30 protein-coding genes are annotated in these 25961 nt (G+C 68.5%); 15 read left to right on the top strand and 15 right to left on the bottom strand.

The features are described from left to right. The first annotated feature begins 2 nt into the window (after positions 1-2). A complete protein-coding gene (locus NE236_RS05470; protein WP_252840695.1) occupies positions 3-998 on the top strand; it encodes a polyprenyl synthetase family protein in 996 nt (331 codons plus the stop codon). 11 nt (positions 999-1009) lie between these two features. Here NE236_RS05470 and NE236_RS44340 read toward each other — a convergent pair whose 3' ends face one another. After that, positions 1010-1579 (bottom strand): LPXTG cell wall anchor domain-containing protein, encoded by a 570-nt coding sequence (locus tag NE236_RS44340; RefSeq protein WP_252840696.1) that lies wholly within the window; start codon positions 1577-1579, stop codon positions 1010-1012. 271 nt (positions 1580-1850) lie between these two features. Here NE236_RS44340 and NE236_RS05480 point away from each other — a divergent pair, with 271 nt between their 5' ends. From NE236_RS05480 to NE236_RS05490, 3 genes are all read left to right on the top strand, one after another. Beyond that, complete coding sequence (locus NE236_RS05480; RefSeq protein WP_252840697.1) at positions 1851-2666, top strand: trypsin-like serine peptidase; 816 nt, start codon at positions 1851-1853, stop codon at positions 2664-2666. A gap of 111 nt (positions 2667-2777) precedes the next feature. Next, positions 2778-3677 carry a trypsin-like serine peptidase gene (locus tag NE236_RS05485; RefSeq protein WP_252840698.1) on the top strand — a complete coding sequence of 300 codons (900 nt, stop codon included), beginning with the start codon at positions 2778-2780 and terminating at the stop codon, positions 3675-3677. A gap of 301 nt (positions 3678-3978) precedes the next feature. Further along, entirely contained in the window at positions 3979-4869 is an 891-nt protein-coding gene (locus tag NE236_RS05490; protein ID WP_252840699.1) for a trypsin-like serine peptidase, read from the top strand. Between the two features lies 1 nt (position 4870). Here the strand turns inward: NE236_RS05490 and rarD are convergent, their stop codons facing one another. Then, complete coding sequence (gene rarD, locus NE236_RS05495; RefSeq protein ID WP_252840700.1) at positions 4871-5776, bottom strand: EamA family transporter RarD; 906 nt, start codon at positions 5774-5776, stop codon at positions 4871-4873. Positions 5777-6125: 349 nt separating this feature from the next. Here rarD and NE236_RS05500 point away from each other — a divergent pair, with 349 nt between their 5' ends. Further along, positions 6126-6497 (top strand): MerR family transcriptional regulator, encoded by a 372-nt coding sequence (locus tag NE236_RS05500; RefSeq protein WP_252840701.1) that lies wholly within the window; start codon positions 6126-6128, stop codon positions 6495-6497. A gap of 42 nt (positions 6498-6539) precedes the next feature. Here the strand turns inward: NE236_RS05500 and NE236_RS05505 are convergent, their stop codons facing one another. Then, the gene (locus NE236_RS05505; protein ID WP_252840702.1) at positions 6540-7541 is read right to left on the bottom strand and encodes an aldo/keto reductase; all 1002 of its coding nucleotides are present in this window, start codon (positions 7539-7541) and stop codon (positions 6540-6542) included. Between the two features lie 185 nt (positions 7542-7726). Between NE236_RS05505 and NE236_RS05510 the strand changes: the two genes are divergently transcribed. Together NE236_RS05510 and NE236_RS05515 are read left to right on the top strand one after the other, a co-directional pair. Beyond that, entirely contained in the window at positions 7727-8080 is a 354-nt protein-coding gene (locus NE236_RS05510; protein WP_252840703.1) for a type II toxin-antitoxin system RelE/ParE family toxin, read from the top strand. A 47-nt stretch (positions 8081-8127) separates the two neighbouring features. Further along, positions 8128-8379 (top strand): helix-turn-helix domain-containing protein, encoded by a 252-nt coding sequence (locus tag NE236_RS05515; protein WP_308209063.1) that lies wholly within the window; start codon positions 8128-8130, stop codon positions 8377-8379. A gap of 520 nt (positions 8380-8899) precedes the next feature. Here the strand turns inward: NE236_RS05515 and NE236_RS05520 are convergent. Beyond that, on the bottom strand, positions 8900-9106 hold the full coding sequence (locus NE236_RS05520) for a hypothetical protein (protein WP_252840705.1): 207 nt from the start codon (positions 9104-9106) through the stop codon (positions 8900-8902). Between the two features lie 348 nt (positions 9107-9454). Here NE236_RS05520 and NE236_RS05525 point away from each other — a divergent pair, with 348 nt between their 5' ends. Then, on the top strand, positions 9455-9628 hold the full coding sequence (locus tag NE236_RS05525) for a hypothetical protein (protein ID WP_252840706.1): 174 nt from the start codon (positions 9455-9457) through the stop codon (positions 9626-9628). Between the two features lie 58 nt (positions 9629-9686). Then, entirely contained in the window at positions 9687-9812 is a 126-nt protein-coding gene (locus NE236_RS43310; protein WP_289849957.1) for a hypothetical protein, read from the top strand. A gap of 173 nt (positions 9813-9985) precedes the next feature. On the opposite strand, the gene NE236_RS05530 is transcribed toward NE236_RS43310, so the two are convergent. Further along, positions 9986-10285, bottom strand: coding sequence for a hypothetical protein (locus NE236_RS05530; RefSeq protein WP_252840707.1), 300 nt, complete (start codon positions 10283-10285; stop codon positions 9986-9988). 631 nt (positions 10286-10916) lie between these two features. Here NE236_RS05530 and NE236_RS05535 point away from each other — a divergent pair. Beyond that, positions 10917-11555 (top strand): hypothetical protein, encoded by a 639-nt coding sequence (locus NE236_RS05535; RefSeq protein ID WP_252840708.1) that lies wholly within the window; start codon positions 10917-10919, stop codon positions 11553-11555. Between the two features lie 101 nt (positions 11556-11656). Beyond that, on the top strand, positions 11657-12367 hold the full coding sequence (locus NE236_RS05540) for an HD domain-containing protein (RefSeq protein ID WP_252840709.1): 711 nt from the start codon (positions 11657-11659) through the stop codon (positions 12365-12367). Positions 12368-12860: 493 nt separating this feature from the next. Here the strand turns inward: NE236_RS05540 and NE236_RS05545 are convergent, their stop codons facing one another. Together NE236_RS05545 and NE236_RS05550 are read right to left on the bottom strand one after the other, a co-directional pair. After that, entirely contained in the window at positions 12861-13010 is a 150-nt protein-coding gene (locus NE236_RS05545) for a hypothetical protein (RefSeq protein WP_252840710.1), read from the bottom strand. Positions 13011-13042: 32 nt separating this feature from the next. Beyond that, a complete protein-coding gene (locus NE236_RS05550) occupies positions 13043-13363 on the bottom strand; it encodes a hypothetical protein (protein WP_252840711.1) in 321 nt (106 codons plus the stop codon). Between the two features lie 176 nt (positions 13364-13539). Between NE236_RS05550 and NE236_RS05555 the strand changes: the two genes are divergently transcribed. The 3 genes from NE236_RS05555 to NE236_RS05560 all read left to right on the top strand — a co-directional run bounded on the left by NE236_RS05555 (position 13540) and on the right by NE236_RS05560 (position 16224). Further along, complete coding sequence (locus NE236_RS05555; protein WP_289849958.1) at positions 13540-14292, top strand: helix-turn-helix domain-containing protein; 753 nt, start codon at positions 13540-13542, stop codon at positions 14290-14292. Further along, positions 14289-14378 (top strand): DUF397 domain-containing protein, encoded by a 90-nt coding sequence (locus NE236_RS44970; protein WP_372494261.1) that lies wholly within the window; start codon positions 14289-14291, stop codon positions 14376-14378. The genes NE236_RS05555 and NE236_RS44970 overlap by 4 nt, the downstream gene beginning before the upstream one ends. Before the next feature lie 574 nt (positions 14379-14952). After that, positions 14953-16224, top strand: coding sequence for a D-arabinono-1,4-lactone oxidase (locus tag NE236_RS05560; RefSeq protein WP_252840713.1), 1272 nt, complete (start codon positions 14953-14955; stop codon positions 16222-16224). Between the two features lie 38 nt (positions 16225-16262). Here NE236_RS05560 and NE236_RS05565 read toward each other — a convergent pair whose 3' ends face one another. The 4 genes from NE236_RS05565 to NE236_RS05580 form a co-directional block, all read right to left on the bottom strand. Next, complete coding sequence (locus NE236_RS05565) at positions 16263-16973, bottom strand: hypothetical protein (protein WP_252840714.1); 711 nt, start codon at positions 16971-16973, stop codon at positions 16263-16265. A gap of 53 nt (positions 16974-17026) precedes the next feature. After that, positions 17027-18826: an asparagine synthase (glutamine-hydrolyzing) gene (gene asnB, locus NE236_RS05570; protein WP_252840715.1), complete on the bottom strand. Its 1800-nt coding sequence runs from the start codon at positions 18824-18826 to the stop codon at positions 17027-17029. 128 nt (positions 18827-18954) lie between these two features. Next, positions 18955-19548, bottom strand: a complete 594-nt coding sequence (locus NE236_RS05575) for an HD domain-containing protein (RefSeq protein ID WP_252840716.1) — start codon at positions 19546-19548, stop codon at positions 18955-18957. A 188-nt stretch (positions 19549-19736) separates the two neighbouring features. Further along, positions 19737-20480 (bottom strand): TetR/AcrR family transcriptional regulator, encoded by a 744-nt coding sequence (locus NE236_RS05580; protein ID WP_252840717.1) that lies wholly within the window; start codon positions 20478-20480, stop codon positions 19737-19739. Positions 20481-20570: 90 nt separating this feature from the next. Between NE236_RS05580 and NE236_RS05585 the strand changes: the two genes are divergently transcribed. Beyond that, on the top strand, positions 20571-21434 hold the full coding sequence (locus tag NE236_RS05585; protein ID WP_252840718.1) for an NmrA family NAD(P)-binding protein: 864 nt from the start codon (positions 20571-20573) through the stop codon (positions 21432-21434). Positions 21435-21548: 114 nt separating this feature from the next. Here NE236_RS05585 and NE236_RS05590 read toward each other — a convergent pair whose 3' ends face one another. From NE236_RS05590 to NE236_RS05605, 4 genes are all read right to left on the bottom strand, one after another. Then, positions 21549-22982 (bottom strand): serine hydrolase, encoded by a 1434-nt coding sequence (locus tag NE236_RS05590; RefSeq protein ID WP_252840719.1) that lies wholly within the window; start codon positions 22980-22982, stop codon positions 21549-21551. Positions 22983-23079: 97 nt separating this feature from the next. Beyond that, positions 23080-24030 (bottom strand): ribose-phosphate diphosphokinase, encoded by a 951-nt coding sequence (locus NE236_RS05595; protein WP_252840720.1) that lies wholly within the window; start codon positions 24028-24030, stop codon positions 23080-23082. Positions 24031-24090: 60 nt separating this feature from the next. Further along, positions 24091-24744: a response regulator gene (locus NE236_RS05600; RefSeq protein ID WP_252840721.1), complete on the bottom strand. Its 654-nt coding sequence runs from the start codon at positions 24742-24744 to the stop codon at positions 24091-24093. After that, entirely contained in the window at positions 24741-25901 is a 1161-nt protein-coding gene (locus NE236_RS05605; protein WP_252840722.1) for a sensor histidine kinase, read from the bottom strand. Before NE236_RS05605 ends, NE236_RS05600 begins: the two co-directional genes overlap by 4 nt. Positions 25902-25961 lie beyond the last annotated feature (60 nt).

The following is a 25961-nucleotide window of genomic DNA, read 5'->3' on the forward strand; positions in this document are numbered from 1 at the left end:
CTGTGAGTAGTGCCCTTCTGGGCCTTCCGGCCGTCGATGACACACTCGCAGATGACGTCCAGGAGCGACTGGTCGTGGTCGAGGAGGCGCTGCGGGACGCGGTGAAGAGCGACCATCCGCTCATCACCAACGCCTCGCGGCACCTCACCGACGCGGGAGGCAAGCGGTTCCGGCCGATGCTGGTGCTGCTGGCCGCCCAGTTCGGTGACCCGTCCGCATCGGGGGTCGTCCCGGCCGCGGTCGTGGTCGAGCTGACCCACCTGGCGACGCTCTACCACGACGACGTGATGGACGAGGCCGTGATGCGCCGCGGTCAGGTCTCGGCCAACTCCCGGTGGAACAACACCATCGCCATCCTCACCGGCGACTACCTCTTCGCCCGTGCCTCCGACCTGCTGGCCGACCTCGGGCCGGAGGCGGTGCGCATCCAGGCGCGGACGTTCGCCCGGCTGGTGCAGGGACAGATCCAGGAGACCGCGGGCCCGGCCGACGGCGCCGACCCCCTGGAGCACTACATCGAGGTCGTGGCGGGCAAGACCGGGTCGCTGATCGCCGCGTCGGGGCGGCTGGGGTCCCTGCTCGCGGGTGCCGCCCCGGAGGTCGTGGAGACGCTGACGTCGGCGTGCGAGAAGATCGGCGTCGCGTTCCAGCTGTCCGACGACATCCTCGACATCGCCTCGGAGTCGGAGGAGTCGGGCAAGACGCCGGGCACCGACCTGCGCGAGGGCGTCCACACGCTGCCCGTGCTGCACGTCCTGCGCTCGGCGGCGGCCGAAGACGCCCGGCTGCGTGAACTCCTCGCCTCCGACCTCACCGACGACGCGCGGCACGCCGAGGCGCTCGCCCTGCTGCGCGCGCACCCGGCGATGGACCGCGCCCGCGCCGGCCTGCGCCGGTGGGTCGACGAGGCGCGAGCGGAGCTGCTGACCCTCCCCGACGTCCCGGCGCGGGCGGCGTTCCTCGCCCTGTGCGACTTCGTCCTGACCCGTACGAGTTAGCTCTTAGTCGATCAGTCGTTTCGGCGGCGTACGAACAGCAGCAGTCCGGCGCCGCCGACCAGCAGCACGGCCATCGCTCCGACGATCGCCAGGAGCGGCGTGTTCGAGCCCTTCTCGCTCGACGCCGTGGGGGTGGCACTGATCGTCCCGACGGACGAGTCCGGCTGCGGCGACTCGGTGTGCACGCCCGTGCCCGAGGTGGGCTCGTGGCTCGGCTTGGCCTGCGTGCCGGACTTGTCGCCCTTGGCGACCACGACCACCTGGCCGCGGACCGTGCGCCCGTTCCCGCAGGACGCGGTGATGGCGTACGTGCCCGGCCGCAGGTCCTTCTTGATCCGGGGGTCGGCCTCGCCGGTGTCCGCCTTGCCGTAGAGGGCCACGTCGTGGGTGAACGCCTGCGACCTGGCGGTGTGCGCCGTCGGCCCGACGCTGCAGTCGGGAACGGAGATGTGGATCCGCTGCCCGGGACGCGGCGTGTCCGGTGTCACAGAAATGCTCTGTGCGGCGGCGGGCCCGGCGCCCAGACCGGTCGCCACGACGGCCGCAATGGTGGCCGTGACGGCCTTGTGAGCTGGTCGCACTGCTTCCTCCTCGGAGCCCTGGCGGGCTCTCGCACCGATACGTGGTCTGCGTCAGATCACCTACGGGACATGCAAGTTACTGCATAACTTGATCAAGCGCCGAGTTGTTAGGGCTACGCTATTGCTTCGCTTTACTGGTGTTAACAGTTGTCAATAGACGGGGTAGCTGGTGCGGCCGACGAGGATCCTCCCAATTGTCCTGATTCCGGCGACGCTGGTCACGCTTGCCGGACCGGCGGTCGCCAGACCTGTAGGTGATCACGGTACCTCGGTGAGCATCCAGGCGGACGACCCGTACGGTGTCGCGGACGCGGCCACACTCGCGTTCTGGACGACGAAGCGGATGGCGGCGGCCACTCCGCTCGACGGTCGCCCGACGCAGGCGTCGAGCGCCACGATGGGCGTGCAGTCCAGCAGGCCGACCGCGCACACGTGGACGGGCAGCCCGGTCGTCGGGGCGCTGTTCAGCAGTGACGGCAACGGCAGCCACTACTGCACCGCCAGCGTCGTGGACACGCCCAAGAAGAGCCTCATCCTCACTGCCGCCCACTGCGTGTACGGCACGAACGGCACGGCCAAGAACATCGCCTTCGTGCCGCGCTACAGCAAGGGCAGCCGCCCGTACGGCGTCTGGCCCGTGGGGTACATCTACGTCGACAAGCGCTGGAAGAGCAAGCGCGACCCGGACCTCGACTTCGGCTTCGCGACGATCGGCACGCGGAACGGCAAGAAGATCGCGAACGTTGTCGGCTCGAACCGGCTCGTCTGGAATCAGGGCTACACCAACCGGGTCCGCGTCATCGGCTACCCGATGAAGAAGTACGCGTCCGTCGACAAGCCGATCTACTGCACGGTCACCACCCACAAGGCCTTCAAGTACCAGATCCGCTTCGACTGCAACGGCTACTACGGCGGCACCAGCGGCAGTCCTTGGATCAAGAATTACAACACCACCACCCGGCGGGGTGACGTGCTGGGCGTCATCGGCGGATACCAGGAGGGCGGCAAGTACGACTGGCGGTCGTACAGCTCCGTCTTCGACAAGGACATCAAGAACCTCTTCACGGACGCCAAGGGCCGCGGGTAGACGCAGCGTTCCGGGCGACACGGCCGTCAGATCCCGAATACCCGGCGGCGGCGCGGCGATCATGCGATAGTTCGTTATCGTGTACGCGCGCTCACGGAGGGTGAGTCCCCGGTGAAGACCACACGACTGCTCTGCACCGCCCTGACCGTCCTGGCCTCGATCTTCCCGGTGGCGGATGCGAGGGCCGAGGCCCGCCACGGGGCCCACGCGGTCACCTTCGTGGACCGCGCGGACGGAGCCCACGGCGCGGCGTACTGGACCGACCGGCTCATGGCGTCGGCCACGCCCCTCGACGTCCGTGATGTGGTGCGGCAGGCCGGGCCGCCCGCCGCCGTCCCCGCGGCCGGGGCCACGAGCGGTAGTCGCGTCGTCGGGGCGCTCTTCTTCGGAAGCGGCACCGGCCGCCACTACTGCACCGCCAGCGTGGTCGGCTCGCCCAAGCGGAACCTCCTGATCACCGCCGCGCACTGCCTGTACAGCCCGAGCGCCCACACGTGGAACAGCCACATCGTCTTCGTCCCGAAGTACAGCCAGGGCCGCCGCCCGTACGGCACCTGGCCGGTCTGGCTGATGGTCACCGACCAGCGCTGGATCGACCGCGGCGACCCGGACGCCGACGTGGGCTTCGCCGCCGTGCAGGAGATGGACGGCCGGCGCATCGCCGACGTCGTCGGAGCGAACGAGATGCTGATCAACACCGGCTACTCCAACCGTGTCACGCTGATCGGCTACCCGTCGCGGGCCAACTACCCGAGCGACCGGCCCATCCGCTGCACGGGCACCACCTACCGGCAGGCTGATAGCCAGCTCCGCTTCGACTGCGGCGGCTTCACCGGCGGCACGAGCGGAAGCCCGTGGATCGCCGAGTATGACGGCCAGGCGCAGCGCGGCTACGTGGTCGGCGTCATCGGGGGATACCAGAAGGGCGGCGAGTACGACTGGCGGTCCTACAGCCCCCTCTTCGACGACGACATCGGCCGCCTCGCCGTCACGGCGAACGACCAGGCCTGAGCCCGCGCGGCCTGAGGGCGGCCGTCTGGCCGCCTCGGTGATGGGCTCCGGCCGGACCACCGCGCGCCGCTTCGAGTGGGCGGTGTGGGACCCCTCCCGGTCCTCGGCGCTCCTCCGCGCCGAGCGTCCACATTCGGCCACGGTATGTGACGCGGTGTCCATCTGACCTGCGGAGGCAGTCGCACAGGGCGAGCGGAACGATGGTCCGGCCGGCCTGATCACGGAAACCTCGGCATCTCGCCTTAATGATCATGAAATAGTGCGGCGTCGCACTGTTTCCGATCATGAAAGCAGGAGCCTGGTGAAGATCAGACCAATGTTCCATGGGGTGCTGCTGACAGCCTCACTGTTCTCACTCGCGGCGCCGGCCGCCGCAGCCGACGTCGACTCGGCGCGCGCGATGAGCCACGAACAGGACACCGCGCAAGTCGCCGCATACTGGACCATCTCCCGGATGGCGGCCGCCACCCCGGAAGGGCTTCGGTCGTCCGGGAAGTCCCCGGAACTGGCCGGTCCGGCCGCAATACCGAACTTTAAGAGCGGAGGCAGCCGCGTCGTCGGCGCGCTGTTCCACAACAACGGCCACGGTGACCACTACTGCACGGCGAGCGTGATCCACACGCAGGGGAAGAATGCCATCCTCACGGCCGGCCACTGCCTCTACGACGCGACCCACCACAAGTACACCACCAACATCGCCTTCGTGCCGGACTACAACACCTCCCGGCCGACACCGTACGGCGTCTGGCCCGTCCGCCGGACCTGGCTGGACGGGCGCTGGACCAGCCACGGCGACCCCGACCTCGACTTCGGCTTCGCCGCAGTCAGTACGGTGGGCGGACGCCACATCGAGGACAGGGTCGGTTCCAACAAGCTGCGCACGACTCAGGGCTTTCACAGGTGGGTGAGGGTCATCGGGTATCCGCAGAAGAAGTACTACCACGCGAACAAGCCCATCTGGTGCGAAAACTACACGTTCAAGCACTCGACGTACCAGCAGGGCTTCGACTGCAAGGGCTTCTACAACGGCACCAGCGGCAGCCCGTGGATCATCAACTACAACAAGAGCACGCAGAGCGGGTTCGTGATCGGCGCGCTCGGCGGTTACCAGCAGGGTGGCGCCTCCGACTCGCGGTCCTTCAGCGCCGTCTTCGACAGCGACATCGCCACCCTCCTCACCAAGGTGAACTGACTCAGGCCGCCTCGGTGATGGGCTCCGGCCGGACCACCGCGCGCCGCTTCGAGCGGGCGGTGCGGAGCCCGTCCACGCTGAGGATCGCCAGGGACGCCCAGACCAGCAGGAACCCGACCCACCGGCTCGCCGGCATCGCCTCGTGCTGGACGAGGAAGCCGATCAGGAACTGCAGCACCGGTGCGAGGTACTGCAGCATGCCGATGACGGTGAGCGGCACCCGCGTCGCCGCGGAGTTGAACAGCATCAGCGGGATCGCCGTCACCACTCCAGCGCCGACGAGGAGCGAGATGTGCCCGGTCCCGTGCCCGGTGAACGTCTGGTGCGGCGCGAACAGCGTGTAGCCCAGGGCGGGCAGGAACAGCACCGCCGTCTCCACGGTCAGGCTCTCCGCCGATCCCGTGGCCGCGAACTTCTTGACCAGGCCGTACGTGCCGAAGCTGCACGCCAGCACCAGCGCGATCCACGGCAGCCGCCCGTAGTCCGCGGCCAGGACCGCGACGGCGACCACGCTGATCCCGATCGCCGCCCACTGCCAGCGGCGCAGCCGTTCACGGAAGACCAGAACGCCGAGGAGCACGCTGACCAGCGGGTTGATGAAGTAACCGAGGGCCGACTCGATCGTGTGCCCGTTGTTCACCGCGTAGATGTAGGTGCCCCAGTTGACCGTGATGATCAACGCGGCGAGGGCCAGCAACGCGATCCGCCGCGGCTGCAGCGTTCGCAGCCACGCCCAGTGCCGGCGTACGCCAAGGATCACCAGCACGGCGGCCAGCGACCAGATCATGCGGTGGGCGAGGATTTCGAGCGGTCCGGCCGGCTTCAGCAACGGCCAGTAGAGGGGGAACAGCCCCCACATCGTGTACGCCGCGATGCCGGACAGAATGCCACGACGGGTATCAGCCACGGACGAATCCTAGCAAGCCGTAATTAGCGAAGGCGCTTAACGGTACTGTCAAGCACTGCTTCACCGACGGCGGCCTCGTTTGGGCCGGCAGATGGCCTGCAGGGTGTTCGGATTCGCGGTGGGCCGCCGACCGGCACGGCCGGAGGGACCGGCGCCTACGCCGCACGCCCGCAGGCCGTGCCACAGCGGGCGGGGATTACGGCGGTGACATCGCCGAGCTTCTGCTCGCCCGCCGCCCTGGTCGCCACCTGGCGCCCCGTTCGATCACGATCGCTTTCCGCCACCGGCGTACGGAACCCGACGATTCGCACTTGACCTGGAGTGCGCTCGAGGTTGAATCATCGGAAGGATGACGTGGTTCTCACCGGGCGATGCCGCCGACCGTACGGGTTTGAGTCTGGACACGCTGCGCTACTACGAGCGCGAAGGGTTGATCGGCCCGGTACGGCGTGACTCGGGCGGGCGGCGCCTGTACAGCGATGGAGATCTGGCCTGGCTGGACGTGGTGACCTGCCTGCGGCGGTCCGGGATGGGCATCGCGGACCTGCGGCGATTCGTCGGAGTGCTGCGCGGCGGGGCGCCCGCGTCCACGGAGCCGGTCGAGATGCTGCGGCTGCACCGCAGCCGGTTGGTCGAGGACATCGAGCACATCCGCGTCGCGCTCTCGGTGATCGACGGCAAGATCGCCCACTACGAGCGGGTCGGCGCCCAGCCCGCCTGACCTCCGGCCGCGTCGGGCCGGAGGTCGGCGGCGTACGGGCGGTCAGCGCCGGACGAACCGCGACAGCAGCTTGTACGGGTACGGCGGCTCGATGTCGCTCGCCGCGGTGAGCCGGTCCACCTGTTCGGCGGTCAGCGACCACTCGACGGCGGCGAGGTTGTCCTTCACGTGGTCGAGGGTGCGCGCGCCGATGATCGGGGCGGTGACCGGCGTGCGCTGCATCAGCCAGCGCAGCGACACCTGCGCCGCCGTACGGCCGGTCTCCTCGGCGATCGCGGCGACCTCGTCGACCACCCGCCAGGTGCGCTCGGTGGCGTACTCGCTCCAGGGAATCGTTCCGGAGTCCTCGCCCTGCTTGACGCGGCTGCCCTCCGACGGGGCGGTCGTGCCGCGCCGGTACTTGCCGGACAGCCAGCCGGCCCGCAGCGGTGACCAGGGGATCACGCCGAGGCCTTCGGATCGGCAGACGGGGAGCAGTTCCCACTCGGCCTCGCGGTCGAGCAGGTTGTAGAGCGGCTGGAGGCACACGAACGGCTCCCAGCCGTGCATCGCCGACAGGTCGAGGGCCTTCTGCAGCTGCCAGCCGCAGAAGTTGCTGGCGCCGACGTACCGGACGGTTCCGTTCCGTACGAGCGTGTCCAGGGTGGACAGGGTCTCCTCGAGCGGCGTGGCGTCGTCCCAGACGTGCACCTGGTACAGGTCGATGTGGTCGGTGCCGAGCCGGCGGAGGCTGGCGTGCACGGCGTCGAGGATGTGCTTGCGCGACAGGCCGCGGTCGTTCGGGCCCGGGCCCATCTCGCCGAACGCCTTCGTGGCGATGACGAAGTCGTCGCGGTTCTTGTTCTTCAGCCAGCGGCCAAGGATCTCCTCGGACCCGCCCTGCGCGTAGACGTCGGCGGTGTCGAGGAACGTTCCGCCCGCCTCGGCGTAGGCGTCCATGATGTCGTGACTCGTCTGTTCGTCCGTCTCCACGCCGAACATCATCGTGCCCAGGCACAGCTCGCTGACCTGGAGACCGGACCTACCGAGAAATCGATGCTCCATGCCACAGACGCTAGGGCGTGGAGCGCGCTCCAGGTCAAGGGCGGCAGGCGCCGCCGGCGGCACCGGCGTGAGCTGCCCGGTGGGCGTCGTCCGTGCGGACGGCTGAGCCCGCCGAGGCGTGAACAGGCGATACGGATTCTGTAATCGCTCCACTACGGCGTGTTTTCGCCTATAGCATCAACGCTATGGCCTGGGGTACTGTTGAGCTTGAGCCGGAGGTGCGTGCATGGTTGGAGGGCTTGTCAAGCGAGTCGTTCGCCACGGCTGCCTTCTACATCGATTTGCTGGCAGATCAAGGTGTCCTGCTCAGCGAGCCGTACACACGACAACTCGACGGCAAGCTGCGCGAACTGAGGTTCCATCTCAATCAAGATGCCGTCCGGGTGACCTACTGGATCGCTCCTGCCAGGCGGATCGTCTTGCTGACGGTGTTCCGTAAGACGCGTATGCGGGAGACCAGGGAGATCGAACGGGCGCGTTACGCGTTCCGTCGATGTGTTGCCGAGGCCCACACGGCCGATGAGGGTGCTGAGGGGTGAGACGGATGAGTGACCGGGCCGAATGGTCAGAACTCCGCGAACGCCGTATGGCCGAACCCGGGGCCGCTGAAGCATATGAGGCGGCTCGGCTGTCGTACGAGCTTGGGTGTAGCGTCCGTGCCTTGCGAGAGGACAAAGGTTGGAGCCAGACCGAGCTTGCCCGGCGGACCGGAATGACGCAGTCGGCGGTAGCCAGATTCGAAAGCGGGGGCACCGTACCTACCTTGCCCGTTCTTGAACGTCTCGCGCACGCACTCGGCGTCGAGCTCGTTGTCCAGCTACGCACGCCGGCAGCCTGAACCAAATGACCACCTTCGCCGACCGGCATCATCGGCGACCTGCTCTCTCGTCCCGTCATCTGGTTCCTTCGCGATTTGCCGATAGACGTCAGAACATTCACCGGCTACTTCACCGACCAGACGGTTGTTTCGTTGCTGCTCAACCTGGTGCCGATCGCCACGGCGGCGGTCCTCACCGCGCTGAGCGTCTCGAGAACGATGCGAACGCCCGCTACTCCTGCTCAGCCGCAGGGAATCTGGAACCAGCCCCCTCCCTTCGGGCCCGCTCAGCCCTGACCCGGGATGGGGGCCCCGCCGTATGCACCGCCGGGGCCGGCTCCCCAGGGTTGGCAGCCGCCCGCGAGTCCCGGAGGACCACCGCCGCCCCATTCCCCTTCCAGCAGTAGGCCCTGTCGTGAGCAGGTCCGACGCTCGAAGAGCCGGCTGAGCCAGGTCCAGCCGATCCAATCGTCGGTGCCTGCCCGGCTCTCCGGGATCCTTACAAGCACGTCGTCGCGAGGCCAACCGCGTCGTCGAGCGTCTACCCGCCGACTACGCGCATGCCTGGACCGTCTTCGGACGAGGCAACGTCGACCTTCACGGCATCTCCGTAGGGGTCGATCTGCGTACACCTGGCACCGCGCTCCAGGGTTCTGAGGAGATCGACCTCGACACCGTCCCCTCGGTCGAGCGGCGGTCGCGTGTCCTCATCGAACTCGCTCGGGCGCAGCACCAGCGCCATGACCACGCGGGGACTCTGCACTACATGAACCGCGCGCAGGCAGCCTCACCGGAGTGTGTCCGCTACACGCCTCTTGCCCGAGGGATCGTGTCCGACCTCGCGCGAGAGGTGCGGGGACCGCTCACGAGCGATGCCGTCGCGCTCGCCGATGCCGTAGGGGTCCTTGCGGGCTAGGGGTACACGGCGTCCCCATCGCGTGACCTGTGCTCCCTACCGTTCGGACCATGACGGGTAAGGGAGTACGGCCAGAGGTCCCCGAGGACGTCCATACGGTCGCTGACCGCTTGGCGCGGGCGTGCCGGATGGGAGGGGTTAAGCGCCGATGTGCTGAGCCCTACGCGGGTTCGGGCATGCGTGCCGAACACCCACGTGGGGCTGGCGGAGATCATCAAGATCATGCCCGATGAGGGCGAGGTCCTGTCCTTCTACTGGAGCTGGGACGAGCGCATCTGCCCGGCCTCCGACATCGACGGGGCGGTGGCCTCGATAAAGCACGTCGTCACTCCACCGCTTCACTCGGCGTTCTGATGACCTCGCCGGATGAGCTGATGCGCGCGGTGGAGAACTTCCGCGCCACCCTGGATGGATGCGCCGGCAGGGCGTCTCCCAGATCACCGACATCGCCCAGCTCAAGGTTTTGGTCCGGCGGTATCCGGACCATGCTCGGGAGTTCCTTGAGCAGTTGGGCGAACCATCTACCGGCGACGGGTGATCCATCGCGGCTCGGCACGAGACAGAAGAGAGGTGACGCATGATTGCCGTCGCGACGGATCGACCGGGAGCACCTAAGCTCGCTGGCGATCTTGGGCATGCTTGCCCGTCGGCCTCGTGCCGAAGCCGGCCGAAGTGGAAGCCCGCGCAGTGCTCGCTGGGCGGGCTTTCTTACTAGTCGTCCTCGTCCTCGAAACTCCATCGGAGGTCAACTTGTGCGGCGGGAGCGACCGCACGCACGGTGTCGTGATACTCCTGCTCGATCCGGTCTGCCCAGGCGCCGAAGCGGGTCACGATGATCGGGTAATCGCTCCACGCGGAGACATGACCCGCCGACGCGTCCTCGGTCACTGCCAGGTCTCTCTCAAGATCGTTCTTGGTGAGGAACGCGGTCAGTGCCTCGGCGACACGCGCCGTCTCCTCTCCCGTCCGCAAACCGGAGACGTCGAGGCTGAGGCCAACAGATATCGACATGCGCCTAAGGTAGCGCCGACCACTGACGCCCCACGCGGTTGCCGGGCGGCGGGCACCGCCGCCCGGCCGGCCTCCGGAGAGCCGTTCTGTCAGATGTGTTCGGCGGGGTTCGCCGGGAGGATGAAGTTCCAACTGCCCTGGCCGTGATGCTGGTGGTCAGGGGAGCGCGGGGAAGGGCACGCGCCGTTGTCGGGATTGCCGTTCCACCAGAGGGAGTAACAGAAGTCGCAGAATCGCCAGTTGTTTTGGTAGGCGGTGACTTCGTTGGGAATCGGAGCGCCCACGCCATGCCTCGCTTTCTCTGAATGTCGGCCGATTCTCGATCGTGATCGGTGATGAATCCAGCAGAACATGGGGCTCTGGGAGGTCGCATGAGTACCCCCTACCTAATTCAGCGCTGAGGCATGCGGACCGCCCGGTCGGCGTCGCCCCCGCCCAACAGGACGCCCCCCGGCTCTCACCCGCGCGCCGTCCGGTGAGAGCCAGGGGTCGGCCGAGGACCCTGTTCCGGCTGGTCGTCGAGGTTCGTCGTCGGGGTCACCGGGCTTTCGGCGTGGCCGTCGTCGGGTATCCGGTCCGGCGGTTTCGTCGTATCAGGCGCTATAGTTCCCGCGACACGGAAGGCGGCGCGGTGATGCAGCAGCAATATCGAGGCGGCAGCAACGCCGCTCCCCTCTTCCTCATCCTCGGCGGCGTCGTGGGTGTGGTGGCAGAGGCCGCCATGGACGTCGCCATATCCTCCACGGTGAAGTCCTCGCACCTGTCGGTCTACTACGTCCTGGGCGGGCTGCAAGGTCTGGTCATCGGCGTGATGGTCGGTGGTGCCGCGCTCTTGGGCCGCGCCCGGCACTACGGCCTCGCGGCGGTGGCAGGCCCGGTCGCGCTGGTCGCCGCAATCATCGGCGACCTGCTCTCTCGTCCCGTCGTATGGTCCATTCTTCATCTGCCGCTGAACGCCACGATGTTCACCAGCTACTTCACCGGCCAGACGGTTATTTCATTGCTGCTCAACCTCGTGCCGATCGCCACGGCGGCGGGGCTGACCGCGGTGGGCGTCTCGAGAACGATGCGTACTCTGACCGCGGCCATTCCCCCACAGGGGCCTTGGAACCAGCCGCCTCCCTACGGACCGCCTCAGCCCACCCCCGGGATGGGAGCGCCGCCGTACGCGCCGCCGGGGCCGCCTGCCGGCGGCCCGCCTCCCCAGGGCTGGCAGCCGCCCGCGGGTCCCGGCGGACCACCGCCGTCCCATCCGCCCGTTCAGCCGTAGGGCTTGGTCCGGAACCGGCTGATCTTTTGCGGCGTCCCAGTTTTCACACGGGACGGTCGAACGCTCCCAGGTAGGGCACCGCCCCGTGAGAGGGGAGCACGGTGCCCAGTTACCTGCAGACGCTGCCACTGCACACGATCACCGAGGTGTACGGCGAGGCCGGCCTGCGCGATCGGTTCTCCCGTGAGATCGAACGGTTCGCGGAGCCGGACTGGCGTCGGCTGGGCAAGGCGCTCTCGCTGGCGAGCGACCTGCACCGCCAGGATCGCCGGGTGCGCGAACCGGTGGTCAACCATCTCCTGCGTGTGGCACTGCGGGTGATGTGCCACTACGAGGTGGACGACGTCGACATCCTCGTCGCCGCCCTCCTGCACGACTCCGTCGAGGACCATCCCGTCGAACTGGCGGGCGAGGGCCACGATGACCCTGCCGAGGCGGCCCTGGATGTCCTGTCCGCCGAGTTCGGTTCGCGCGTCGCCGGGCTCGTACGTGCCGTGACGAACCCGACGTACGACCGGACCCGCGACGTCCACGCCCAGTATCGAGCGCACGTCGTCGCCAGTCTGGACCGCCACCCCGCGGCCCGGATCATCAAGGTGTCCGACTTCACCGACAATGGTGTCGGGCTGATTCACACCACCGGCCCGAAGCTCCGCAAGCTCGCCATGAAGTACCGCCCGCTTGTCCCGGAGCTCAAGGAACTGGTCAACCGCCCCGACACCCCTCTGACGGCCCAGATCAGGCATCACATCACCGGCCAACTCGACCGCGCCGACCAGCGGTTCACCGCCATTCTCCAAGGGAGCCGGTGACCATGTCCCTGCCGACATCCGCCTGTGTTCCGGCCGGTCCTTCGCCGAGTGATCGGGCCATTCGGAATCTGATCGCGGCGTACGCCGAGTCGGTGGACAGTCGCGGACGCGCGTACCCGACGGAGGGCGGCGCGCAGAACGCTCGGGAACAAACCGGCAGCGGCCCGGTTCACCCGGTTTTGCCCTGGTGAGGCGGGCCGCGCGCAACCTTCGCCGAGCGTTCTGCACGCCCTCGGCTCAGTTCGTCGGCCGCCCGTTCCAGCACGGTGACCGGCAACCCACCCGGCGGAGCCCGACCGCCGCCGCGAGCCCGCCGACCCCTCCGGATGTCGCCCCGGCCTCGCCACGGCCGCCACCGTGCAGAACTCTCGGAGAACACCCCTGCGGCGAGCCGAATTGCCCCACTGCGTCCCCTTAACGGGATGACCCGCGCGGCGTTCGCCGAGCTTTCAGCACACCGAACCGCGCTCTCTCATGGCACCGATCCCCAGGATCACTCTCGCGTCATCGGTTCGAGCATGTCTCGTGCCTCGGCGGGATACCTGTCGATCAGGACACGGAGATGGGCGAGATCCGCGATGCGCAGCACACCGATCGTCCGGCGACCGTAGAGCACCCTACGGAAGTCGTCGAGCGATCGCATCAGACGTTCTTCGGGCGTGAGCTCCGGTGGATTCACGGCATGGCCTCCGGAGCGACCACGTTCTTGATCACGTGGGCCGCCCATTCGAGTTCGTCCGCCGGACAGATCTTCTCGTCCCAGCTCCAATGAAAGAAAAGCCGCCCTTCCTCGTCCGCTTTGAGGGTGATGATCTCTGTCATCTCCGGGTGTGCGGCGTCGGGAGGTGATACGCGGACGCGTGTGGGTGCGAGCTGGAGAGCGTCGAGCCCCCGCTGCCTGCACGCGTCCGCGAGGCGGTACATGAGCCGATGCACCTCCTCTTTCGCCATCGTCGCGCGATCTTCTGGGCGAGTGTGCACGTCGTCGTGTGGCACGGCCGGATTCCTTTCTGGGATGGGCTGTTCGCCCACTAGCCTTACGGCCTTTCGCCGAATCCGGCACCATTGCCGCTGGCAATCCGTAAGCTCTGCGATAGATCCGGACCGTGGATTCCACGAGTTGAACATCGAGTAATTCCGGCATACGGGGGCATGGCATGAGATTTACGCCGATGGCGATATGGGGGCGTGAACTGCGGCACTATCGGCAGGGTGCGGGGCTCACACAACAGGAGTTGGCAGACGAGATCACCTACTCCAAATCGCTGATAAGCCAGGTAGAGACGGGGCAGACCCCGGCGACCGAGGAGTTCGCGGAGGCGTGCGACGAACGCCTACAGACCGGTGGAGCCCTGGCCCGGATCCTGGACTACCGCAAGGCCAACGGGTTCCCGGTCTACTTCCGCGACTGGGTGCCGCTGGAGGCGAGCGCGACCATCCTGCGAGCCTTCGAGCCGAACGTCATCTACGGCCTCCTCCAGACCCCGGAGTACGCAACGGCGATTCTTCACGGTGATGAGGCGGCCGTGGCCGCACGGATGGAGCGCCAGGCCGTCCTCGCTGGTGATACGCCACCGGCGCTTCATGTCGTACTCGACGAGTCCGTGCTCTACCGCGAAGTCGGCTCACCTGCTGTGATGAGGGAACAACTCCTGCACCTGATTGAGGTCGTCTCGCCCCAGATCACTGTTCAGATAGTCCCGCAGGAACTTCACGCAGGGATCCACGGTGCCTGGGTGCTCGCGACAATTCACGACGGAACGGCAGTAGCCTACGTGGAGACGGCGGCGCGGGGATTCGTCAGCGACGGCAGGGAAGATTTGGCGCGGCTCGCTACAGCGTGGGAGTCGCTGCGGTCTCAGGCGCTCTCCGTCAAGGAGTCCATAGAGCTGATCCGGAAGGCGGCGGAACGTTGGACGACGTGACCTGGCGCAAGTCGAGCCGTAGCGGCAGTGATGGTGGTAACTGCGTGGAGCTTTCGGCGGTCCTGGTGACACGCGATGACGAGTGAATAAGCTCCGTACGCTGGCCTGGTGCACGTCGGCGAGTGCGAGGCGGTCGGCCTTCAGCTCGGGGACGTAGTTGCAGATGGTGTTCGGCGAAACGCCGAGCAGTTTGCTCTCGCGGAGGCGGTTCGTGCCGTCCCAGGCCAGGCGGCTCGCCAGCCAGGCGGTCAGCGTCCGGACGGCCTGCCCGGCGACGGCGAGGCCCAGGTAGCCGACGGCGACGAACGCCAGATGCCGGACGCCGGCCCCGCCCATCGCGTCGTCGACGAAGCTCCGGGTGATCTGGGGCGCGGCGAGCGGGAGCACGGTCGCCGATGGCGGCGGCCAGAGCCGCGGTCGCGCGGGGTCCCGGGCGAAGGCAGCCCAGGGCGGTGGTCGGTCGGGTGTTACCGGCGTCTCCCCGCGCCTCCTCGATCGACCGGTGTTCGCGGGGAGTAGAACAGACGGAACCGGCCGTGGGCAACGGATTTTCCGCCGCGTTGGTCCGGTATATCGCCGTCTGGGGCATATGGTGCGACGTGGTCGGCCGCTCAGTGCGGCCAAGGGGATGCCTGGGCGGGCGAAAGGGTGCGTGGTCCGGTGGCCGATGGCGTGTGGAACTGGGCGGGGAATATCGGGTTCCAGGCCGAGGAGGTCTGCTTCCCGGCCTCCCTGGACGAGGTGCGGAGTCTGGCCGCGCGCGGCTCGAAGGTACGGGTTCTGGGCAGCGGGCACTCCTTCAACGACATCGCCGACACACCGGGCAGCCTGATCTCGCTGGCGAAGCTGCCCTCGACGGCCGAGATCGACACCACCGCCTCCACCGTGAAGGTCGATGCGAGCGTGCGGTACGCCGAGCTCAGCCGGTGGCTGCACGACAAGGGGTACGCCCTGCCCAACCTCGCCTCCCTGCCGCACATCTCCGTCGCCGGCTCGATCGCGACGGCGACGCACGGCTCGGGCGACGGGAACGGGAACCTCGCCACGGCGGTTTCCGCCCTGGAACTGGTCACGGCCGGCGGCGACGTCGTCTCGCTGAGCCGGGACCGGGACGGGGACCGGTTCAACGGGGCCGTCGTCGGCCTCGGCGCCCTCGGGATCGTCGTGAGCGTGACGTTGGACGTCATGCCGACCTTCGAGGTGCGCCAGCGGGTCTACGAAGGCCTGCCCCTGGAGGTCCTGGACGACCACTTCTCCGAGGTGGTCTCCGGCGCGTACAGCGTCAGCCTCTTCACGACCTGGCGTGACGCGCGGATCGACCAGGTGTGGGTGAAGCAGCGCGTCGTGGGTGAGGACCCCATGCCGGAGGACTGGTTCGGAGCCCGGCCCGCCGACGGACCGCGGCACCCGGTCCCCGGCATGTCCGCGGTCGCCTGCACCGAACAGCTGGGCGTTCCCGGTCCGTGGTTCGAACGGCTTCCCCACTTCCGGCCCGACTTCGCCCCGAGCAGCAGCGGCGACGAACTGCAGTCGGAGTTCCTCCTGCCCCGGCGGCACGCCGTCGACGCGCTCCACGCCGTCAACGAGATCCGCGACCGGGTCGCCGCCGTCCTGCAGGTCTGCGAGGTACGGACGGTCGCGGCGGACGACCTGTGGATGAGCACCGCCTACGGGCAGGACACCGTCGCCCTCCACTTCACCTGGGTCAAGGACACCGACGCCGTGCGGCCTGTGATCCAACTCCTGGAGGAGCGCCTGGCGCCGTTCGGGGCCCGGCCGCATTGGGGCAAGCTCTTCACCACCCCGGCCGACGTCCTGCGCTCCCTCTATCCGCGCCTACCCGACTTCCACGCCCTCGCCCGGCACTACGACCCGAACGGCACTTTCACCAACGACTTCCTCGCCCGCCATCTCTTCGTCGAACTCGACTGATCGACAGCGCCGGTCAGTCGAACAGCTCGTCGACCGAGTCACTCCGGGTGCGCACCCCTGGACTCGTGCCGGCGCCGTACCGCGTCGAACGCGGCGTGCGCTGTCGCCCGCTCCTCTTTGGTGAGGTCCATCGGCCGATGTGCGAATGAATTGTCCACGGGGGTTTCCACCCGCAGTCCCGATTGTTCGCCCAGTGCCGTCAGCGCCCCGGTCACGCGGAGCAGCAGGGATATGGCCTGTGTGGCCTCGTCCATCTCCTGGTGGGCGTCGAACCTCTCGACGAGGTCACGGAGCCCGCGTAGCGAGTCGGACGTGGACGTGGCGGTCGATCGCCCGAGCCGGCCGTCCTGCGTGCCGGTGTCGCCTTGAAGCGATGATCTCCGCGACTCCCAGAATCGCCGTTGCTCTCCCAGTGCGTCCAGGATATCGCCGAGCCCGCCGTGCGCCCAGTCGATCCGCCAGCCCGGCCAGGTATGCGCCATGACCGCGAGCACGGCTGTCTGGTAGGCGGCATCGTCGTCACAGTCTGACTGCCAGAGCAGACGCTGCTCGTCATGGTCGATAAGGGCGGCTCCTTCGCATTCGAGCTCGGATAGCCACCACTCGACGGGCTGCTGGCCGAGGGCGAACCTGGTCGCCGCCTGTGGGCCCGGAAGTAGATCCAGTTCCATGGCGTATCCACCGAACTGGGAGTACCACTGTGCCCACAAACCGCCCTTCTTCACCACGTAATGCACACGCGATCCCATGAACTCAGAGTAGTGTTCAGGTGACGTAGGGCAATGAAATTTTGACGTATTGGTCAGACGTGCTGAGGGTGGTAGGCCGTCAGCCAGTCGTTCAGGGCGACGATCCGTTCCATGGCGATGCGGTCCTGCTGCAGGCTGGCCCGGCCGAGCGGACGCCGCAGCGTCGTCCGCGCCGCTTCCTCATCGAGGTAGGGCCGTACGGGTGCGTCCGGGTCGGAGAGTACGGCGGACAGGCGGTCGCGGACGACCTGCTCGTAGCTCGGGTTCTGCGTCGCCGGATAGGGGCTCTTGCGTCGCCGCAGCACCGACTCGGGGAGGACGTCGGCGACCGCGCCGCGCAGGAGGCTCTTCTCCCGGCCGTCGTAGGTCTTGTACGCCCACGGCGTGTTGAAGACGTACTCGACCAGCCGGTGGTCGCAGAACGGTACGCGCACCTCCAGGCCGACCGCCATGCTCATCCGGTCCTTGCGGTCAAGGAGGAAGCGGACCATCCGGGTGAGATGCAGATGGCAGATCTCCCGCATCCGGCGCTCGAGCCCACTCTCGCCGGGCAGTCGGGGCACCTCGTCGATGGCCTCGCGGTACCGCGTGGCGAGGTAGGTGTCGGCGCGCCGGTCGAGCTCGCGGTCGAGGAGCTCCTGCCCCATGCTCATGCCCCGCATCCAGGGGAAGGTGTCGGAGGCGACCGCGTCCGGGTCGTGGAACCAGCGGTACCCCCCGAAGACCTCGTCGGCGGACTCGCCGGACAGCGCCACGGTGGAGTGCTGCCGGATCTCGGCGAACAGCAGGTACAGCGAGGTGTCCATGTCGCCGATGCCGGGCAGGTCGCGGGCGCGCATGACCGTCTCGGTGACCTTCGGAGAGGCGAGGTCGTCGCTGCTGAGGACGACGTCGGTGTGGTGTGACCCGACGTGCTTGGCGACCTCGTGGACGTACGGCGCGTCGGCCGTGTCGCGCATCGCGTCGGGCACGAAGCCCCCGCTCTCATCGGTGAAGTCGACCGCGAAGGAGCGTACGGTGCCGGTTCCCAGCGCCCGGTCGGCCAGCGCGGTGAGCGCGCTGGAGTCCAGTCCGCCCGACAGCAGCGCGCACAGCGGCACGTCGGAGATGAGTTGGCGTTCGACGATGTCCTCGAGGAGTTCGCGGACGCGGCGGACGGTCGTGGGAACGTCGTCGGTGTGCTCCCGCGCCGTCAGCGCCCAGTAGCGCCGGTCAGTGACGCCGTCGCGCGAGACGCGGACGACGTGCCCGGGCTCGACCTCGTACATGCCCTCGAAGATGGCGTGACCGGGGGTCTTGGCGTTCGTCAGCAGTTCGAACAGCCCATCGTCCCGGAGGCGGGGCGTGAAGAGGGGATTGGCCAGGATGGCCTTGGGCTCGGAGCCGAACAGCACTCCGTGGCTGGTCGGCGCGTAGTACAGCGGCTTGATGCCCATCCGGTCCCGCACCAGGAGCAGTTCCTCGGTCCGCCGGTCCCAGACCGCGAAGGCGTACATCCCGTTCAGGTGCTCGACGAGGTCCGCGCCCCAGCGGAGGTAGGCCTGGAGGACGACCTCGGTGTCGCTGCGGGTGCGGAACCGGTGCCCGTGGGACTCCAGTTCACGGCGGAGCTCGCGGAAGTTGTACGCCTCGCCGCTGTAGACGATCGTCGCGGGCCCGTCGCTCATGGGCTGGGCGCCGCCCTCGATGTCGATCACGGCGAGGCGCCGGTGCCCGAGCGCGACGTGTGGATCGATCCAAAGCCCTTCGTCGTCGGGGCCTCGGAGCGCCATCGTGCGTGTCATCGCGAGTGCGGTGGCGCGCTCGACGGTGAGGTCACGGTCGTAGTCCACCCAGCCGGCTATGCCGCACATGCGAGCACCTCCTCGAATGGATGCAGAATGCACCTAACAGACGTTAACTCTTCTTGTCAGCAACAGGAAAGTAACAAACCTCACCGTATGCAGGCCTGGACGTACGGCCCCAATCGTGCTCGGTGGAATCAGTCGGCGGCGGGTCCGTTCGTGCCGTTCACGGCCTCAGGGAGCCAGTCGAGCGACCCGGTGCCGAGCGCCTCGTTGGCGAGTTTCTTCGCCGACGGCGTCTGCAGCGCGGCCAGTGAACTGTCGATCCACGGCTGGATGGTGTGATGCCCCTGGTCACGGTACTCGATGGCCTGGAGCAGGCAGTCGAGCTTGTCGGCGTCCCGCGCGCAGCGGGCCTCCAAACTCGTCTTCTGCTCGTACTCCGCGACCGAGCCGGAGATCAGGTCGGCCACCGGGCCGGGCAGGCCCTGAACCTGGTCCGCGGTGACCTTCTCGTTGGGCGCCCGGGTGACGTACCGCTTGGCCAGGTACGGGATGTCGGTCAGCCGGGTCTCCTGGCTGTCGTGGAAGAGGCTGAGGAGCGCGGAGCGTTCGGGGTCGGCGCCCTCCATGGCGGCCAGGACGCCGGCCAGCACCGCGGCGCGGAAGGAGTGGTCCGCGATGCTCTCGGGGGCGGCGACGCCCGCGACGAGCCAGCCGGTCCGTTTGTAGCGCTTGAGCAGCCCGATCTCGTAGACGAACTCCGTCAAGCGCGCCAGTTCGTCCGGCATGCCTGCCTCCTTCGCTCTCGGCCGTCCGGGTATCTCACGGTAGACGACATTTCCCAGATCAAGCGGTAAGCGCAGGGCAGATCTCGCCGTCAACCACTCGGCCCTGAAAGGACCGCCCCATGGCGAGGGTCAGGTCGATCCCGGCGGTGACTCCGGCGGAGGTCAAGACGGGATCAAGTGGGGGTGTCTCATCCATCGGCGGCGAGGCGGTCCAGCCACTCCCTCAGCAGATGCCGCTCCGCGTCGCTGAGGGTCGTCTGTTCGGGTAGTGCGGCGCGCAAGGCCCGGGCGGCGCCGGCCGGGCCCGCCTCCTGCACGGCCGGCTGTCGATCGGTCACCGCGGCGATCATGGTCTCTCGAAGCGTGGTCAACAGGGCCGGGTCGCGCCGGTCCTCCGGCAGGGACAGCCAGGTGAGCACCGCGCCGCGCCCCGTGGCATGGATGATCACGGCCGCGAACTCCTCGTCGACACGGAGCCAGCCGCCGGCGGCGAGGCGCCGGACACGGCCCATCAGGATCTCCATGCCGGCCTTGAAAGCGGCCGACGTGGCCCTCGTGGGCTCGCTGTACATCAGCGTGTACAGCGCGGGATTGGTCAGGCCGAACTCGACCGCCAGGTCCCAGCCGGCCCGCAGGTCCTCGATCGGGTCCTGCGGGTCGGGGTCGACGTGCTTGGCGGCGATGAATGCGGCGAAGCCGTGCTCGGCCACCGCGTCGAGCAGCCCGTCCTTGTCGCCGAACAGCCGGTAGATGGCCGGTGGCTGCAGACCTGCAGCGACAGCGACCGCGCGCGTTGTCACCGCGTCGCGACCTTCGCGCTCCAGCAGGTCGATGGCGGCTTCGATGACCCGCCGGCGGGTCTGCTCGCGGCCGGCCGCGGTGTCGGATTCGGCGGGGGTAGCGCCGTCGCGGTCGCGTGAACGTCGTGGCATGTATCAAGGATACAAGGCATCTGGTTCCATCGTTATTATCGATGTTACGATGATTCTGTTTCCATTGGAACCAGATCGTTGGAGCACATCGTGATCATCGTGACCGGAGCCACCGGACAGCTCGGGCGTCAGATCGTCGAGAGGCTGCTCACGCGCGTGCCGGCGCACCGGGTCGGCGTCAGCGTCCGCGACCCGCAGAAGGCGAAGGCGTTCGCCGACCAAGGGGTACGGGTGCGGCAAGGCGACTTCACCGACGCCGCCGGCCTCGCCCGCGCCTTCGAGGGCGTCTCCCAAGTGCTCATCGTCTCTGTCGACAAGATGGGCGAAGAGTGCGTCCAGCAGCACCGTGCCGCGATCGATGCGGCCGTCGCAGCGGGTGCCCGCCGCATCCTCTACACCAGCCAAATCGGCGCCGCCGCCTCGTCGCACTTCCAGGCGTGCCGCGACCACGCCGCCACCGAGGAGGCACTGCGCGCCTCCGGCGTGCCGTTCACCTCGCTGCGCAACGGTTTCTATGCCGCCAGTGCGGTGCATCTCCTCGGCCACGCCCTGGAGTCCGGCCAGGTCGCGCTCCCCGCAGACGGGCCGGTCAGCTGGACCGCGCACGCCGACCTCGCCGACGCGGCCGCCGCCATCCTGGCCGACGAAGGCCGCTTCGACGGCCCCACACCGCCGCTCACCGGAGCAGAGGCGCTCACCTTCGACGACATCGCCCGCATCGCCTCCGATGTCACGGGCCGCATCATCACCAGGACCACCGCACTCGACGACCGGTTCCGGGAGCAGCTGGTCGGCGGCGGCGCCCCCGCCGAGTCGGCGAACCAGCTGCTGGGCATTTTCGCTGCCAGTCGCGCCGGCGAATTCGCCGCCGTCGACCCGACACTGGCCACCCTGATCGGCCGCGAACCCATCGCCCTGGGCACCGTGCTGCGCGAGCAACTGTCCAGCGACTGAACTTCGGACGGCGCCGGACGTCGACGCCTCCAGGGAGCCGCTCTGTCTGCCGTGGCCGACATGCACACCGAAGGGGCCGGGATTCCCCGGCCCCTTCGGTGCGTCACTTCTCGGTCAGCGCTGGGACTCGTAGGTGTCCATCGTGCGGCCGAGTATCGCGAACTTCTCGGTCCGGTTGACCGACGGCTGGATGTCCTGGCGGTTCGCGTCGATGTACCGGTAGCCGAGGTTGCTGAACGCGGCGATGATGTAGCGCCGGTTCGGCTTGCCGGGAAGCGAGGTGACGATGCCCGCGTCGCTCACCGCGTTCTCCGATATGCCTGTCTTGTGGGCGAACGTGACCTGCGCGGCGTCCTGGCAGGGCTGCACCGGGTAGAGGTACTTCCCGTCGGTCGGGTCCTCGTTGACCGTCACGGTCCCGTCGGCGCCGATCCACCGCTGCGAGATGCGCTGGGGCATCCCGGCCGTCGGGTAGGTGTAGCCGCAGTAGTTCGTCGTCGAGAGGACGTTGTTCCAGCCCTGGTCGCCGAGTTCCTTCATGAAGAACTCGCGGGAGGACGCGCTCAGGACGTCGCTGGTGACCGGCTTGCCGTTCGGAGCGGTCCACGCCGTGCCCGAGACGCCGTTGACGAGCGCCAGCAGCTTGGCGGTGTCCAGCGACGACATGTTGATGCCGGAGGTCCAGGTTCCGCCGTTGGCGGGGTTGGTGCCCTTCAGCTGCAGTGCCTCCAGGCCGATGTCCTGGAAGGTCTGGTTGAGACCGTCGATCGCGCCCTTGTCGTTCAACAGCTTGATCAGCGAGCACGCCGAGCCGTTGTCGGAGACGGTGATCATGCGGTCGAAGTAGTTACGGACGGTGTCGGTGGTGGCGGTGCCGCACAGATCGGATGCCTGCGTCGGCTGGTAGGCGTACGTGTCGTCCAGCTTGATGGTGCCGTTGTCCACGAGCTGAAGGATGCCGAAACCGACCATCAGCTTGAGGGTCGACGCCGGGTAGGGCGACATGAAGTCGATGGGCGCGTTCTCGCGGCCCGGGACGACGTCGGTGTCACCCTGTCCGTTGCCCGTGTTCCAGAGGTTGGTGTCCCAGTGCCGGTATCGCACCGCGGTGGTGTGGAAGTTCCTGTCCACCGGGACGATGACGCCGTCCTTGTACGTCGGGCTCGTCACGACGGTGCCGGAGGAGACGGGCCGGCCCTTGCCGTCGAGCTCGAGGACGGTCACGTCGACGTTCGGCTGCTGGTGGATCTGCGTGGCGGCCGCGAGGGCCGCCGCCGTCAGCTTGGGTGCGCGATCCCGTCCCGCGAGCTTCCTCTCCGGGTCGACGTCGACGGAGGCGGACTTGGCGGCCTGTGTCGACGTGGGAGGCTCCGTGTCCAGGACCTCGCCGAACTTCAACGCGGCGAGGGTCTTCTGGAGTTGCCGCGCGACACCGCTGGTCTCCGGCTCGGCCGCCTGCGCCGGCTGTGCGACGGTGGCCAGCAACATGGCGGCACCGCCCATCGCGATCCAACCAAGGCCACGCTTGCGATTACGGTTCAAGATCATCCTGACAAAATAGCCTTACCGTCGCAAGGCGGCAGCCTCTTTCAAGAGAGGCTGAAAAGGCTGGGTCGCCGGCGGTTCGTGTCCGAACCTGTCCGGGTCAGGACGTGAACAGGACGCTGATGCTCTCGCGGCGGTGGATGCGGGCGATCGCCTCGGCGAACAGCGGTGCGACGGAGACCTTCTCCACTTTCGGCGACAGCCGTATGGGCTGGTTCTCGACGGTGTCGGTGACGTAGAGCCGGGAGATCGGGCTGGAGTCGAGCCGCTCCATCGACTTACCGGTGAACACCCCGTGCGTCACGGCCGCCCGCACGCTTCGGGCGCCGCGCTCCATGAGGCACTCGGCGACCTCGGTCAGCGTGCCGGCGGTGATGGTGAAGTCGTCGACGATCACGGCGTCGCGGCCGCGTACGTCCCCGATCAGGTCGACGACTCGCGCGGTCTCGGTGTGGTCGACGCGCTCCTTGTCGGCGATGGCCATCGGCGCGCCGAGCCGTTTGGCGTACTTACGGGCCTGCTTGGCGAAACCGGCGTCGGGGGAGACGACGACGAGATCATCCGCGTCGCCGATGGCCTCGGCGAGGACAGGCAGGGCGTACAGGTCGTCGACGGGCCGCGTGAAGAACCCCTGGATCTGCGGGGCGTGCAGGTCCATCGTCACGACCCGGTCCGCGCCGGCCGCCTCGATCGACTGCGCGCAGACGCGAGCCCGGATCGACACCCGTGGCTCGTCCTTCTTGTCCGCCTTGGCGTAGCTGAAGTACGGCATCAGCACCGTCACCGACGCGGCGCTGGCGCGCTTGAACGCGTCGATCCAGAACAGCAGCTCCATGAAGTTGTCGTTGGCGGGGAACACCGTCGACTGCACGAGGTGCACGTGCCGGCCCCGGACGTTCTGGTCGACCTTCACGAACAGGTTGCCGTCGGAGAAGCGGATCACCTCCCCGCGGCCCGCCGGGACACCCAGGTGCTCGCAGATCGCGGCGGTCAGCCGCGGACTGCCCGATCCGCCGAACACCAGCAGCTCTTCGAGGTCCGAACCGGTCACCAGCATCGCCTCCCGCGCAGCACGCCACGATCATCCCCGGAAGAACGGCGTTCGTCACCATCAGGAGGGATGTACGAGACCGTTCTCCCAGGCCCAGGCGGCGACCTCAACCCGGTTACGGACGCCGAGCTTCATCTGGACGCTGGTCAGGTGGCTCTTGACGGTGCTGACCGAGATGAACAGCTCCGCCGCGATCTCCTGGTTCTTACGGCCACGGGCGATGGCCTGGACGACCTCGATCTCTCGCTCGGACAGCGGCACCGCCGAAGGCGCGGCCGGGGTCCTCGCGGATGCGAGGCGCTTGAGGAGCCGTACGGTGATCGACGGGGAGATCAGCGCCTCCCCGGTGTCGGCGGCCCGTACGGCCTCGACGAGCAGCGTGGGGCCGGCGTCCTTGAGGACGAAGCCGACGGCGCCGGCGCGCAAGGCCCCGTAGACGTACTCGTCGAGGTCGAAGGTGGTCACGATGACGACGCGGAGCGGATCCGGTACGCCGGGACCGGCCAGGACACGGGTGACCTCGATCCCGTCGAGGCCGGGCATCCGGATGTCGACGAGGCAGACGTCGGGCCGCAGCCGTCGTGCGAGGGCGACGGCCTCGGCGCCGTCGGCGGCCTCGGCGACGACGGTGACGTCCGGCTGATCCTCCAGGATGAGCCGCAGCCCGCCGCGGACCATCGCCTGGTCGTCGGCGATCAGCACCCGGATGGTCATGAGGGTCTCGGGGCGGGCAGGGTGGCGCGCACCGACCAGCCGGCCCACGGGCGGGGACCGGCGGTGAGGCTCCCGCCGAGGGCCTCGACGCGTTCGCGCATCCCGACGAGGCCGTACCCGCCGGAGTGGGGGAAGCGCGGCGAACCCGCCGGCGGTGCGTCGTCGGTGATCTCGACGGTGATGTCGTGCCGGCCGTGGACGACGGCCACGGTGACCTCCCGGGCGCCGGAGGCGTACCGCATGATGTTGGTGAGCGCCTCCTGGACGACCCGGTAGACCGTCGCGGTCACCTGCGGCGGCCACGCCGGGTCCGGTGGCCCGTCGGGCAGGTGAAGCCGCACGGCGGGGCCACGCCGGGCGAAACGGTCGACCAGCTCGGTCAACCCCTCAGGGCCGGGGGCGAGCCCGCCCGCGTCGTCGGCGTCGCGGAGCAGGCCGATGACCTGGCGCATGGACGCGAGCGCCTCGGCGGCGGCGGTCTCGATCCCCGCCAGGGCGTCGTCGAGCGTCCCGGCGTTCCGGCGGGCGGCGATGCGGGCCGCTTGAGCCTGGAGCACCACGCCGGTGATGTGGTGGGCCGCCGAATCGTGCAGCTCCCTGGCCAGTTCCATGCGCTCACCCCGCCGTACGGCCTCGGTGGCGGCCCGGCGGCGGGCGTCGAGGCGGCGCAGCACCAGCCCGGCCCCCACCGCGGCGACCCATCCCTGCCCCGTGATCCAGGTCGCCGAGTAGGAGACCGGGGCGCCGGTGGCGAGGTAGTGGGAATACCGTTCCAGGCTTCCGGCCACCACGACCAGCCCACCGGCCGCGATGGCCGCCGCCGTACGGACCGGCAGCACCCTGACCGCGGAGGCGAGGAGCACGAGCAGGGCGAGGATCGCCGCACCGGCCGGCTGACCGGACAGGCCCCAGCGCCAGGCGACGGCTTCGGCCGCCCCGGCGACGGCGAGACCGGTCGCCGCAGCCCACGTACGGGAACGCTCCCGCAGGAGGGCGGCCGCGGACACGACCGCCCCGACGGCGAGGGTGAGCGCCCAGTCGCGGTGATGGTCCACGATGGCGCGGACCTCGAAGACCAGCGCCGCCGTGCACACGACGCCGAGCCCGGCGTTCACGGCCGCCCGGGGCCAATCCACCAGGCGATCCAGCAGGTTCATGCCGCTCAGGCTACGGATTCGCCACCGTCGGCGGATCAGCCGAAAGTACGACCGGTTCGG

Origin of the sequence: Actinoallomurus purpureus (assembly GCF_024055795.1) — a bacterium.
GTDB classification, from domain to species: Bacteria; Actinomycetota; Actinomycetes; order Streptosporangiales; family Streptosporangiaceae; genus Actinoallomurus; species Actinoallomurus purpureus.